Raw genomic sequence first — 13,221 nt, 5'->3', positions numbered from 1 at the left:
AAAAGCTGCATATGGCTTCCGATACTCTTGACGAAGCACGAGCAAAGCATTTCAATCTGGGCGGGAGATCCGCGCGCGAGCGACGCGAAGCGGACAGGGGGCACAATCGATGTGGAAGATCAGCCGGGCCGCGGCTTGCCTTGGCGCCTGCTTTGCGATGGGCGGATGCACCAGCCTGTACTATGTGCACGATCCGCAGACTGGCGTGATCACAGCCGGCGAACTGCCATATTTTCTCAAATCGATCCGGTGCGAGGTCGTCACCTTTTATCAGATCGAGCGCGAAAGGCGGAAGCACTACCTCAAGATCTACAAGACCAGGCCGGAAGAGGCGTTCGACCGCTTCGCCCATTTCGACATCGACCCGTTCCTATACGGCACCTTCTTCCTGGAACTGAAAGTAACCGATACCGGCGGTGTCGGGTCCGGCACCGCCTTCGACTATAAGCGCGTTCTAAGTGCCACCACCGCCGAAGTGACCCATGTCGGCCCCACGGCTTCGGCGCAGGACACCTACGACCTGATCTGGTCATTTCTCTTGAAACAGAATGCCGAGCTTGCGTCTGATACCTTGCCGCTGGCATCTAGCCCGGCAACATATGAGCGCGGCTGCTACCGGGGAACGCCGACCGAGCTCCTCGAGCTCGAAGCTCTCGCCGAAAACAAATATCCGGAACGGGCCGCTTTCAAGCGCATCACCGTCGATGCCTCCAAGCCATTGGCGGCCTGGCTGCGCGACAATGCAATTTTGATCGCCGCCAACAACCTGACGCCGGCTATGCCATCGGAAATAGCTGAGCCAGCGCAGATGACCTATACTTTTTCGATCCAAGTGACCGGAGGCATCGAGGCCAAATACTCCCTTACATCGGCGCGCTGGACACCGGCCGCCATCCAAGCCTCCGCATCTGCGCAGCAATTCAGCAATCTCGGTATCTACATCAATGGGCCGAATGCCGTCTTGGCCAACGGAGCAAAGTCTGGCTCGGCCAGCTATGCAGCCAAACAGCCGGCGCTCGGATCAAAGGACAATCCGATTTACACGACACCAATCCCGGGAGGGGAAAAGTCGCAGGAGTTGCCGGAGAGCGGGGGGGCCGCAGCCCGCCGGCCAAGGGCTGGTGGTGGCCCGCGGACGAACGGCTTTATCTTCGCGCCGGTGCCAGTCTTCCCGCCATCTCCAACGCCTACTCAATAAAACATGACTCGTTACTGCCTGCTCGGATTGCTGGTTCTTCTCGTGCTCCTCCCCTGCAGCAGCGCGAAGGCTCAGCCTGCGCTTCCCTCAGGGGTGTCGGAGATGGAGCTCTTCGGAACTGTGATCCGCAGCTCCAAATGGGACGTGAAGGAAATCCCGGTCTGCTGGGAAAACCTCAATCCTCATGACCAGAAATATGCAGAACTCGTCCGAAAAGCCGTGGCCGAGACCTGGGAAAGCGCAGCACAAGGAGGCGTTTGGTTCGCCAAGACCTGGCCTGCCTGTAAAGAGGGCGCAGCCGGCGTCCATGTGCGCATCGCCGACGAGGGCGCGCACACCGACGTCGTCGGCAAGTATCTCGATGGCAAGTCTTCGGGCATGACCTTGAATTTCAGCTCCAATCATTGGAGTAAAGGATGCATCAATAAGCGCGAATTCTGCATTCGTGCGGTCGCTGTCCACGAATTCGGGCACGCGCTCGGCTTTACTCACGAGCAGAACCGCGACGATGCTCCGGAACAGTGCCGCAACGAGAAATTTTCAGGATCGGTCGGCGACTACAAAGTCACTAAATACGACCCCAATTCCATCATGAACTATTGTAATCCAGCATGGAACGGAAGCGGACAACTCAGCCCACTCGATATCGCAGCCGTCAGAACGTTTTATCCGTCCTGACCCTCGCCTTGCTCTTTGTCATCTCCGGGCAGGCGCTAGCCGATCGCGCCGCGGTGCAGATCGCCGCGCGCTATAACGTCAGGACTGTTCATGTCCAGTTTGTCGGCGTTATGTACAACGGCAAGCAGGAAGTCGGAGGCGGCTCCGGCCTTCTGATCGGCGACAACCTCGTGCTCACCAACAGCCATGTGGTCGGACGCGAGGAAAACTACAAGAGCTTTGAGGTCGATGCTCGCCTTGGCTCGCGCAACGCAAACCCAATCAAAGTCAGCGCGATTCACCGCGACGACGCCAACGATCTTGCCCTTCTCGAGTTGGCCCAGCCGGCCAGCAACAGCGGCGGAGCATCGCGCTGCCCAATGCCGGTCATCAATGAAAGCCAGCAGGCCCCAATGGGAACCCAACTCTATCTGCTCGGCTATCCCCTCGACCTGGATCTGAGCATATCGAGCGGCCTGATCAGCAATCAAACCAGCCCAAATGGGCGCTGGCAAACCGATACTGTCATGAACGTCGGCAACAGCGGAGGTCCCGCGTTCAACGAGTTCGGCGCGCTCCTCGGTATCGCTGTCGGCGGCATCGTCAAATGGAACGATGCCCAGGTCAACGGAGTGAATTTCATCATTCCTGCCACGGTCATAGCCGCGAGTCCGCTCTACAAGCTGATTGCGGCTATCCCCCAACCATCCGTCTGCTGGACCAAATGGGTCGACACTACAATCTCATTCGAGAACTGGAGCAAGCTCAACTCGACCCATGTGCAGACGCAAGCCAATCAGGGCGTGAAAATTCCCGAGATCCTGGCCGGCGCGCTTCACACGTTGCTTCCAGAAGACCGGCGGCTCATCGTCAATGTTCCGCTATCGCAACTCGTCGAGCTCAAGCAGATCGAGCGCTCATACACCGTCGACAAGACCAAGGATGATCATCCCGTCGTGTTTGCCGAGCATTCGGCCGACTACGCCGAGACGTTCCCAGCCGAGCCGGGCTACCGTATCACCGGCTGCTCCTGGCATGTCGAGACGGCAAACGGAGCCGGCAACATTGCTTGCGCCATCAACGATGGCGGTGCAGAGGCGCGCTTCACCTACAAGCTGACCAGTGGACCCGCCGTCGATCGGTACCGTGGATGGCTCGGTGCTACCGTCAATCTATCTCAAGTTCTTGCGAAGTAAGGAGGAGGGGCCATGGTCGTCTCGACATTGCGAGCCGATTCTTCAAATGCGCTGCACTGGCTCTCGTCGTTCCGGCAGCTCCGCGCGGCTTTAATTGCTCTGGTCTGCATGTTTGTCGTCGGCTGCGCTCATCAAGCACCTATCTCGAGACCGTCAAAGCCCCAAGCCCAAAACACGCATCAGCACCACGGGCGTGCATTGACAGGATATCACCATCATGCCGCAAGGTATTACGGCCCGAGGTATTATGGTCCGAGACGCCATGATTATGGCTATCATCGCCCCACAACGGGTGAGGCAAGTGAGGAAGCACCTCCCGAGAAACCGACGCCAACTGGCGCCGAGGCTCCCAACAAGCCCGCCATCAAGGGCTTGGTGCCCGTTTATTTTGCGACCAACCGCGAGGTGATGGGAGGCCCGAATCTGCAGCTGAAACAGATCACCTATGATCGTTCGGCCACGAATACCTATGGCTGCGTGACTGTGAGCATACCGATCGTTCACAAGATGGGCGAAGTCGAAACGCCAAAGACATATCTGTACGGCATTTGGACAGAGGCCGAGCAGGACGGAAAGCACTTTCGAATCCAGACTCTATCGAAGCTCTCACGAGAGGAGTTTGCCTCCGCGATCGCCAATCCTGCCGACAGCCTGATGCTGTTCGTCCATGGCTACAATGTTCCTTTCTCGGATGCAGCGTTCAAGGCCGCTCAGATTGCCTTCGATGCAAATTACAAGGGCCGCGTCATGATTTATTCCTGGCCCTCGAAAGGCGGGTTGGCGGATTACGATTACGACCGCGAAAGTGCTTTGCATGCCACCGATGGATTGTTCGATCTTCTCAAGCTCATCAAGACGGAGGGGAACGTTTCGCGGATCATCCTGATCGCACACAGCCTTGGCAGCGAAGTGGTATTGGGCGCCTTGCAGCAGGCAGCGCTGAGCCAAACAGCGCTTGGCATTACCGAGCTGATTTTCGCAGCACCCGACGTCGACCGTGACCTCTATCTGGAGCGGGCTAACCAGATCAAAGCGGCCGCGGGTGCGGTGACCGTGTACGCCTCGTCAACTGATCTGGCTCTGCTCGCCTCGATGAAGAAGGCGCAGTCGAAATCGCGAATGGGCTATGTGACTAAGAGCGGTCCAACTCTCGTCTCGGGCATCGAGACGATCGATGTCTCTGCGGTCGGAAGCGAAATGTTCGCGCTCAATCATAGTACCTATTCAACGAGCCGGGCGGTCCTCGACGATATCGGCCGGATCATCTCCTCATCTAGCCACCTCAAGCCACCGCAGCGGACCCCAACTTTGCGCTCGATGCCTAACGAGCTCAACGCGACCTATTGGATGTATCCTTACTAGTCATCTGGAACGCAAGTTCATCACATTAGTTGATGGCTCGAATCTTTGTAGAGGAGAGCGCTTGTGGGGAATGCAGGTGTGAGAGGCCGGCCGATCGCGCCGTTAGTGCTCAGTCCGCAGGAGCGCACGTACCTAGAGAGGCAAGTTCGTCGTCATCGTGTCGCGCGGTGCTATCTGAGCGATGCCGCGCGATCCTGCGATGTGCGGATGGCCTGCCAAGCAAGTCTGTGGCTGCTGAACTCGGCATCCATGAACACACCGTTGGCAAGTGGCGCCGTCGGTTTTTTTAGAAGGATCGCTGTGATGGCCTGCTTGATGAAGCCCGCCCGAGCCGCCCTCGCACCATCGACGACGATCAGGTTGCTGAGGTAATCGAGCGGACATTGCGTACGACGCCGGCCGACGCGACGCACTGGTTGATCCGCTCGATGGCTGCGGAAACTGGCTTTTCCCACACCACGATCCGCCGAATGTGGTCGGCGTTCAGCTTGCAACCGCACCGTAGCCAGACATTCAAGTTGTCGAGCGATCCACTGTTCGTCGACAAGGTACATTGTCGGCCTTTATCTATCCCCACCGAACCGAGCCGTTGTCCTCAGCGTTGATGAGAAAGCCAGATCCTGGCACTCGATCGCGAGCAGCCGGTCTTGCCGATGATGCCTGGGATGCCAGAACGTCGCACGCACAGTTATGTGCGACATGGCACGACCACACTGTTTGCCGCGCTCGATGTCGCTTCCGGCTTTGTCATTGGCAAATGCTACAAGCGTCATCGGGCGGTCGAGTTCTTGAAGTTCCTCAAGGAAATCGACGCTCAAATCCCCGAGGGGCTTGCGGTCCACATCGTCATGGACAACTACGCCACCCACAAGACACCTAAGATCAAGGCGTGGCTCGCTCGCCGGCCGCACAACCATGTCCACTTTACGCCGACTTCCGCGTCATGGATCAATCAGAACGAGCGCTGGTTCGCTGAACTCACCAGAAAGCAGATCCAGCGAGGTGTTCACACCTCCGTCAGACAGCTCGAGGCCGACATCCGTACCTTCATCGAACTGCACAACAATAACCCGAGGCCCTTCAAATGGACCAAGTCTGCAGACCAGATCTTGGCTTCCGTCAAACGCTTCTGCCACAAAGCCCAGCAGACTTTATGCGGCGAACTTTAGATTCACGTGACTAGGGGGGCGTGCGCATTAATCCTCGTTGATGTGCGGCTCGTTCCTATTTCGAAGCCTTTATGTAACGGCAGCAAATGTCGCGCAGCTTTCGCGGAATCGAGCAGTCTTGCACGATAGTGAGAAGCGGGCCGTGGTGAGATCGGGGACCGTACATGCATGCGCCCGGGAAGACCACAGTTTGGATCGGGATAGCGCGCATCTCGTCGTACGAGTGCCGCTTACTCAGTTGATGGTAAAAGTCCGTTCGGGCTTTTGATGTTTGAGCGTGCGACGCTCCATCATAACAGCCAGCCTTTGCGCTTTTTAGGTCTTGCCGAAGGAGGCGCCCTCTGGGTCCTCTGGCCGGGTCCGCTCTTCAGCATGAAGCCCATCAGAATGAGAGCTGAATACAGGGCTGCGCCGTCACCGCACTTGATCGCGGGGCGAGCATCTCTGAGGGGCCGCTCAGTCCGTGGTGGCGGCGCAAAGATCCGGCAGGCCAAAAGCATGATGGGCAACGACTGCAGTGTCCGAACGGATCCTCCGCTATTAATACTTCCATTATAATGGGTTGATTCTTGAGCTCACCTGCCATATACATCCCTAAAGGGATTTGTAAATGGACCTGACTGTAGAAACTTTCATAGAAGGCACGTGGCACGAGGCGGCCATTGTCAACTTGGAAGCCCCCGAAAAGGGCTACACGACGCCTTCCAGAACTAGCTACGAAATGGGCTATTTTGCCAAGTTCGGCGCCATTCCATTTGCGGAAGACCGTCCCCTTAAAGGCGTACATGCTTACTCGATCAACGCCCCAGTCGATCTGGTGGATCGCGCAGCAAGCACCTGGCCAGCTTTTCTACTGGACCTAATTCCTCAAGGTCACCACGCCGAGAGGATCGCGCGATTTCTGAACCTTCCGGTCGAGGCGCCTTCTACCCAAGTCCATCTTCTCATGAGAGCTGCGAGTTCTCCCGTCGGCAATATTCGCATCAAAGAAGCATATGATCAGGAGGTCGAACGTCTTCAGGACATATCGGTCGCGGGAATCACTATGGAAGAAATTCTCGATCGGAGCGATGCGTTTCTCGAAGTTGCTGATCGCTTTTCCTTGCTTGCCTCGGGTTCGAGTGGGCTGCAAGGTGACTGGCCCAAGGTGTCACTGACTCGCTCCCGAGACGGACTTTGGTATCCGAATTCGATGGTCCCGGACGCGGACGCCCTCGAATTTATCATCGTAAAGCTTCTGCGTAGTGATGAGCCGGTGGATCAGCGGATCCTGGAGTCTGAATCGGGCTATTCGGTGGTCGCAAAAGAGTTTGGCGTCAACGTCGAACGCACGAGCACCTACGGCAATGGTGTGCTTGTCATTCCACGGTTTGACCGCAGGGTGACGTCGGGTGGTCTAATCCGCTACGGACAAGAGAGTCTGGTCTCTGCGATTGGCGTTGCGGAGTTTGCATTTCAGAGCAGGCACGAAACTTATCTGAAAACAATCCAACAGGTCTCGTCGTGTCCGCTGGAGGACACGACGGAGTATCTGCTGCGAGATGTCTTGAACCTGGCTATGGGCAATCCCGATAATCATGGTCGAAACGCCGCGCTTAGAAAATTCCCGGATGGAAGCATACGTCTCGCCCCCTTGTTCGATTTCGCACCAATGAAGATCGCGACAGCGGGCATCGTCCGTTCCACAAGGTGGGGGTGCATGCTCGATGGTGGAGGACAGGACACCAATCCTGATTGGAGGCTCGTCTGTGAGACAGTTTCTAGCCCCAAGGTGCCCGCCCACAAATTGATGTCCGCTTTGGCAGCTAAGGAAGATCTTCTCCGGGCCCTTCCAGAGATTGCAAGAAAGTGCGGCGTGCCGGTCTCCGTCGTGACGAATGCAATCATTCGCAACGAAGATATGGCGAACGGTGTTGCCAAACTGCGCAATGTGACAGATTAGGCGAGCCTCATGGCCAGATGGCGTAAACCTACGAAAGAGGAGATCCGAGATCGTCGCGCCGCAATTGCAGCCAAAGCGCGCGCGGGTACTCTCCGCTTGCCGGAGGCTGTCGCCGAGATGCGTCAAGCCCTCGGGCTCACCCAGATTGAGTTCGCCCGACTGTTTAAGCTGACACCGCGCCAAGTCGCCGACATTGAAAGAGGAGCGGCCAATCCTACTGCGCAAACGCTAGACAAAATAGGTCGCGCATTCGGTTTCCAAATCGGCTTTATTCCGATCGCTGCTGGGGCGACAACGGCCTCTCGCGAAGATGAGAAATCTGCCGGGCCACATTGATGATGAGCGCGTCTCGAACCGAATAGATTCTTCCGAATGGCCATTCGTGAGGAATCTCTTTGGCGTGTTCGCAAACGGTCCGTAATGCTCTGGAGTTTTGAGGAGGCGCAAATCCGGTACGCTGGTCTATTTCAAGATGACACTGCCGGTGTGCCGGGCGAGCCCTTGGCCGACCAAAGGAGCGACGCTGATCGCAAAAAACAGCGGCAAGAGGTTGCGTCGAAGTGCAATTCTGCGAGATCTTGGCCTCTTTTCATCCACCTTGGTCGCCTTCGAACATCTTCGGCCGGTCGGCTTCCCCGTGGCGTTGCTGCAAGATCTTCGTTCAAACTTGACTGGAGGACGAATGTCTTGAACTGAAGAACTGACCTCGTACCCAGGAGGACAATGTCATAATCTTGAGCCGTGGGGTTCACAAACAAAGACAGCGCTCCATATCCCCAGCGAAAGTCGCGAGGCTTTTCGCATAGGAGAGAAGCCGAGCCCGGGCTGGATGCGCGTTAAACCCAAGCTCGCTCCAAGAGATTCGTATCATCAAATGTCGTGGAATGCGTAACCATTTGCGTCTTTTCGTTTCCGCTAGCGTTCACCGGACGACAGAGCCTTGAATTGCCAAGGCTCCCACCACGAAACTGACGTCATCAGCTCTACGGCGATCGGCCAAAAGATGACGTGGGGCGACGCATCCATGGCCGCGCGACCCCGTCGAAGGCCTCGAATGCGTCGATATCGCTGACATAACGCAGCGTCAGCTGGATATCGTCGAGCCCTTCAAGCAATGCTGTCCGACGCGAAGGCGACACGACAAACGGTATCGATAGCGAACACGACATCCTGATCTCACATCGCTCAAGATCGACCTTAATTTCACGCCCGGGGTCTTTCGCAAGCGCGCCTAGGATTTGCTCATAGTCGGCTTTGGGCAATGTGATCGGAAGAACGCCATTCTTGAAGCAGTTCTCGAAGAATATTTCCCCGAAGCTCTCGCGATAACGCAGCGAATACCAAATTGCTTCAGCGCCCAGACTGCTGCTTCTCGCGAGCTGCCGCAGCCAAAGTTATCGCCTGCCACGAGGATCGAGCTGCTCCGAAATGGCGGAATATTCAGCACAAAGTCGGCGCGTTCGGATCCGTCGTCCTGAAATCGGCTGTTGGCGAACAGGGCCTTACCCAAATTAGCGTTCGCAGAACGCATGAAGCGGGCAGGGATAATTGCATCTGTATCAATATTCGGGTCCGCCAGCACTGCGGCGACACCTTCCAACGTCACAAACTTTTCCATTTGCCGCCTCTATGCGTGCGCGAGCTTGCGAACGTCGGTGATGACACCCGTCACGGCGGCCGCCGCCACCGATGCCGGACTTGCAAGATGCGTGCGGCTATTTGGTCCTTGGCGATGCTCGAAGTTGCGATTAGAGGTCGCCATGCAGCGCTCACCTGGCGCGACTTGGTCGTCGTTGATCCCCAGACACATTGAACACCCGGCCTCTCTCCAGTCGAAGCCTGCATCGAGAAATACTTTGTTTAGACCGAGGGCCTCAGCCGCGCGCTTGACCGACGTCGATCCAGGCACAACCAGCGCCCGCACGCCTTTGGCGACCTTGCGCCCCTTGACGATGGCCGCTGCCGCCTGAAGGTCCGATAGGCGGCTGTTGGTGCAGGATCCAATGAAGGCGACGTTGATCGGAATGCCTTCAAGAGGCTGATTAGGTTTGAGGCCGATATAGTGCAGCGCCTGCTCCGCCATGGCGCGACGGACAGGATCGCCAATCAACACGGGATCTGGGATGTTTTCGTCGATACCTACGACATCGCCAGGTGTTGTCCCCCACGTCACCTGGGGGGCAATCTCGCTACAGTTAACCCTGATTTCCTTGTCGAAGAGAGCTTGCTCGTCTGTGTTAAGAGTGCGCCACTGATCTAATGCGGCCTGCCAATGCGCACCTTTGGGAGCATAGTCGCGGCCAGCGATATATTCATACGTGGTATCGTCCGGCCCGATCATGCCAGCACGTCCACCAAATTCAATGGACATGTTGCAGATCGTCATCCTGCCTTCCATGGACATCGCACGAATGACGGGTCCGCAATATTCGATGGCATATCCGCGCGCCGCCTGTGTTCCCTCTTTGCCGATCAAGTAAAGTATGAGGTCCTTGGCACAGACATCCTTTCCCAGACGTCCGGCGAACGTCACCCGTAGCGCCTTTGGCTTGCGCTGAAGTACGGTTTGGGTTGCTAGAACGTGCTCGACATCGCTTGTGCCAAAACCCCACGCATAGGCACCGAGCGCGCCATTTGTTGGTGTATGGCTGTCTGCGCAAACAACAGTCATCCCTGGCGTGATAAGCCCGAGCTCCGGCGCCACGACGTGTTCGATACCCTGCCTGGCATCAGCCAAGTCAAACAGCTCAATTCCGTGTTCGCTGCAGTTCCGTTCCATCAAGGTGATTAGCTCGCGCCCCTCGGGGTTCGAATCGACCGTGCGCCCAGGACGTGTCGAAACGATGTGATCCGTGACACCGAAAGTGAGATCAGGTCGACGCACAGATCGCGAGGCGCGCCGTAGCCCATCAAATGCTTGTCCGCTCGCCGATTCCTGGATGATGTGGCGATCGACATAGAGCAAGAAGACGCCGTCACCCATTTCCCGGATGACATGACTGTTCCAGATCTTTTCAAAGATAGACCGCGGTTGGATCATGTTACACCATGGCCGAGTTGCTCCCACGCTAAGAGCGGGTAGGCTTCACGCCAATTGCGTGATCGGCGACACCGGTCTTGATGCAGGAGGAGCTCGTCGACTAGTAAGAAATTGCAATTTCGAGCGGATGAGGGCTTATGGTCCGGTCGCCCACTTTTTGATATTTAGTCCTTACCCCTTCAGGCCCGATGCACCGGTAACACGGGACGGCTCTCGACTGAGCAGTCGAAACTTCTCAACCCAAGACTTGGCCTGGAACGCCAATGCGCGAGCGTCAGTGGAAAGCGTGACGAATCGAAAGCCACGCGTGACCATGCGCCACGCTTGTTCGGGACCAGGTGCGAAAATGCCTGCAATCAGACCCTTCTTAATGCACCCCTTCAAAACGCGATCGATGGCAGCGTCCACCTCGGTATCAAACTCCTCCAGCTGCGGCTTCCTGTTCAGGGACAGCGAGAGATCGCCTGGTCCGATATAGACACCATCCAGACCTGGCACATCAAGAATACTCTCGATGTTGGCGACGGCTTCAGCGGTTTCAATCATAGCGATGACGCTGAGCTCCCGGTTCGCATGCGCAGCATAGTCCTCGCCATAGGCCGTCGCCGCACGGACGGGGCCTAAGCTGCGCTGGCCCATCGGTGGATATTTGCAATATTGGACGAGGCGCTCAGCGTCCGCTGCCGTGTTGACCATAGGGCATGTCACACCAAGAGCACCTGCATCAAGCGCTTTCATGATGATTGCCGGGTCGAGCCAGGGGATGCGTACCAACGGGAGCACGTCCACGGCCGTAATGGCTTGTAGCATCGCGACGGCGGCATCGTACCCGATGAGACCATGCTGCAGGTCAAGCGTGATTACGTCGAAGCCTTGTCGAGCATAAAGTTCTGCCGAAAACGCATCGGGGATCGCGCAATAGCCGTTCAGTAAATGGCCATTTTCGGCCATGCGGCGATTTAGTCCTCGAAAGGGGGCCATAAGGAAGCTTTCTTTGCTGTGAATATGACGACTGGCCTCGATATCCTGTTGACGGCTGCTGGCATCGGAATGTCGTCGACGCCGCGCGCAACAAGTACACCACTGACCGCGTGATCACTTGACTGCTCCGATTGCGCCGGCAACCGCGCCTTGTTGTGCGCCGGAGCGGATTAGACCCTCAAGAACTCTAGACAAGCTTTTGCAAAAGGTCTGTCGCCAGTGGCGAACTTCTCATGCGCTCGATTTGCCAGCTAGCTGGTGGCTACCGCAACATAGCGCTTTGGCGTCACGCCGTGGACACGCTTGAAGTGCTTCGTGAAGTGACTTTGGTCAACGAAACCGACCTCGTAAGCTACTTGTGCCGCTGGCTCTCCCTGAAGAAGAAGATCAGCGCCGCGCGCGACGCGCCGTTTTATCAGATAGGCATGGGGCGTTACTCCCAAATCTCTTCGGAATGCCCTAATCAGTTGAAAGATACTTGCGCCCGTCTGACGCTCAAGATCGCGAAGCGTAATCCTGATCTCAGGGCTCTTCTTAATAAACGCGAGCGCAACTTCTGTAATGCTTCCGTCAGGGTCGCCGGGCGGAGCAGAGAATGCGTCTGCCGATACGACTGCCGTTTCCATCCCACAAGTCATGTCCAACTCTTGCTGCAGTGGACGAGTTTCATCGCGGGGCTGAGGATGAAGGCGATCAGCATGCCGCGCAAAGCAAGTTAACTGATGACTTGCATGAGTTTTTGCGATATAAGCGAAAACCTAGGGAGAATAATGGGTTATGGGCCAATACTTGCCCATGAATGCGCTACGAGCCTTCGATGCTGCGGCGCGTCATGGCAATTTCAGTCGAGCGGCGGAAGAGCTTTGCATTACCCAAGGGGCCGTCAGCAGGCATATCGCGGTACTTGAGACCCACCTCGGAATAAAGTTATTTGTTCGTAAGCATCGTCGCATCGAACTGACGGAAGAGGCTCGACGATATCATAAGCGGCTTCAGGTTGCGTTTGACGAGATAAGGTCCGCGACGTCCGAGATCTGCGCGTCGTCAAAACACAATGTCCTAAAGCTTAGGTGTTTACCCACCTTTGCCATGCGCTGGTTGATCCCTCGCCTCGCGAGGTTTCGCGAGCAATATCCGCAGGTGGAAATTCAGGTCTCAACCTCACAACAATCCCCTGCCAATTTTGAAGCGCAAGGCATCGATGCCTCGATCGAGTACGGATTGGGCCAGTGGCCTGGGCTCGAGGCCAAACATCTGTTCGACGAACTGCTCATCGTCGTATGCGGCCCCAAGCTTGCGAATGGAATGCCGGTCCCGCGCTATCCGCACGAACTCGATCATCACGTTCTTCTCCATTCCTTGCAGCGCCCGGATTTTTGGCGGCAATGGCTCCAGACTGCAGGCGCGCCGCAGGTCCCGGCCAACACGGGCCTACGATTTGAAAACTCGGGGCTCGCGTGCCAAGCAGCTATCGACGGCCTTGGTATTGCAATTGTGCATCTTCCCTTGATTGAAAGGGATCTCGAAACCGGCCGACTGATCGCACCGTTCAATCTCATTGTCCGCAACCAGATGGCATTCTATCTCGCTTATCCAACCGAAAAGAGCGATTTGCCGGCACTTGTCGCGTTCCGCGCAATGGCTGCTCGGTGAGGCGGCGGCAACCGTCAGATCCA

10 protein-coding genes and 2 pseudogenes are annotated in these 13,221 nt (G+C 56.7%); 8 read left to right on the top strand and 4 right to left on the bottom strand.

Features of this window, described 5'->3' with window-relative positions:
* Positions 1-109 precede the first annotated feature (109 nt).
* From XH83_RS38140 to XH83_RS38105, 7 genes and pseudogenes are all read left to right on the top strand, one after another.
* Positions 110-1,198: a hypothetical protein gene (locus XH83_RS38140; RefSeq protein ID WP_128955132.1), complete on the top strand. Its 1,089-nt coding sequence runs from the start codon at positions 110-112 to the stop codon at positions 1,196-1,198.
* Positions 1,199-1,300: 102 nt separating this feature from the next.
* Positions 1,301-1,876 carry a M12 family metallopeptidase gene (locus XH83_RS38135; RefSeq protein ID WP_232995544.1) on the top strand — a complete coding sequence of 192 codons (576 nt, stop codon included), beginning with the start codon at positions 1,301-1,303 and terminating at the stop codon, positions 1,874-1,876.
* Positions 1,877-1,884: 8 nt separating this feature from the next.
* Positions 1,885-3,051: a serine protease gene (locus XH83_RS40040; protein ID WP_232995545.1), complete on the top strand. Its 1,167-nt coding sequence runs from the start codon at positions 1,885-1,887 to the stop codon at positions 3,049-3,051.
* Between the two features lie 12 nt (positions 3,052-3,063).
* Entirely contained in the window at positions 3,064-4,413 is a 1,350-nt protein-coding gene (locus XH83_RS38120; RefSeq protein WP_128929974.1) for an alpha/beta hydrolase, read from the top strand.
* 63 nt (positions 4,414-4,476) lie between these two features.
* Positions 4,477-5,582: pseudogene (locus XH83_RS38115) on the top strand (IS630 family transposase).
* A gap of 610 nt (positions 5,583-6,192) precedes the next feature.
* Positions 6,193-7,524, top strand: coding sequence for a type II toxin-antitoxin system HipA family toxin (locus tag XH83_RS38110; protein ID WP_128929975.1), 1,332 nt, complete (start codon positions 6,193-6,195; stop codon positions 7,522-7,524).
* 9 nt (positions 7,525-7,533) lie between these two features.
* A complete protein-coding gene (locus XH83_RS38105; protein WP_128929976.1) occupies positions 7,534-7,860 on the top strand; it encodes a helix-turn-helix domain-containing protein in 327 nt (108 codons plus the stop codon).
* Positions 7,861-8,507: 647 nt separating this feature from the next.
* Here XH83_RS38105 and leuD read toward each other — a convergent pair.
* The 4 genes and pseudogenes from leuD to XH83_RS40545 all read right to left on the bottom strand — a co-directional run bounded on the left by leuD (position 8,508) and on the right by XH83_RS40545 (position 12,171).
* A pseudogene (gene leuD / locus XH83_RS38100) lies at positions 8,508-9,142 on the bottom strand (3-isopropylmalate dehydratase small subunit).
* A 9-nt stretch (positions 9,143-9,151) separates the two neighbouring features.
* A complete protein-coding gene (leuC, locus tag XH83_RS38095; protein WP_164933598.1) occupies positions 9,152-10,561 on the bottom strand; it encodes a 3-isopropylmalate dehydratase large subunit in 1,410 nt (469 codons plus the stop codon).
* A 174-nt stretch (positions 10,562-10,735) separates the two neighbouring features.
* Entirely contained in the window at positions 10,736-11,515 is a 780-nt protein-coding gene (locus XH83_RS38090; protein WP_206733115.1) for an HpcH/HpaI aldolase/citrate lyase family protein, read from the bottom strand.
* A gap of 281 nt (positions 11,516-11,796) precedes the next feature.
* Positions 11,797-12,171 carry an AraC family transcriptional regulator gene (locus tag XH83_RS40545; RefSeq protein WP_164933582.1) on the bottom strand — a complete coding sequence of 125 codons (375 nt, stop codon included), beginning with the start codon at positions 12,169-12,171 and terminating at the stop codon, positions 11,797-11,799.
* A 151-nt stretch (positions 12,172-12,322) separates the two neighbouring features.
* On the opposite strand from XH83_RS40545, the gene gcvA reads away from it, so the two are divergent.
* Complete coding sequence (gene gcvA, locus XH83_RS38080; protein WP_128929980.1) at positions 12,323-13,198, top strand: transcriptional regulator GcvA; 876 nt, start codon at positions 12,323-12,325, stop codon at positions 13,196-13,198.
* The last annotated feature ends 23 nt before the right edge of the window (positions 13,199-13,221 follow it).

Source organism: Bradyrhizobium sp. CCBAU 53351, from assembly GCF_015291745.1.
Lineage (GTDB): Bacteria > Pseudomonadota > Alphaproteobacteria > Rhizobiales > Xanthobacteraceae > Bradyrhizobium.
The sequence above is the reverse complement of the archived record's forward strand: the minus strand, read 5'-3'. Positions and strand labels throughout refer to the sequence as shown.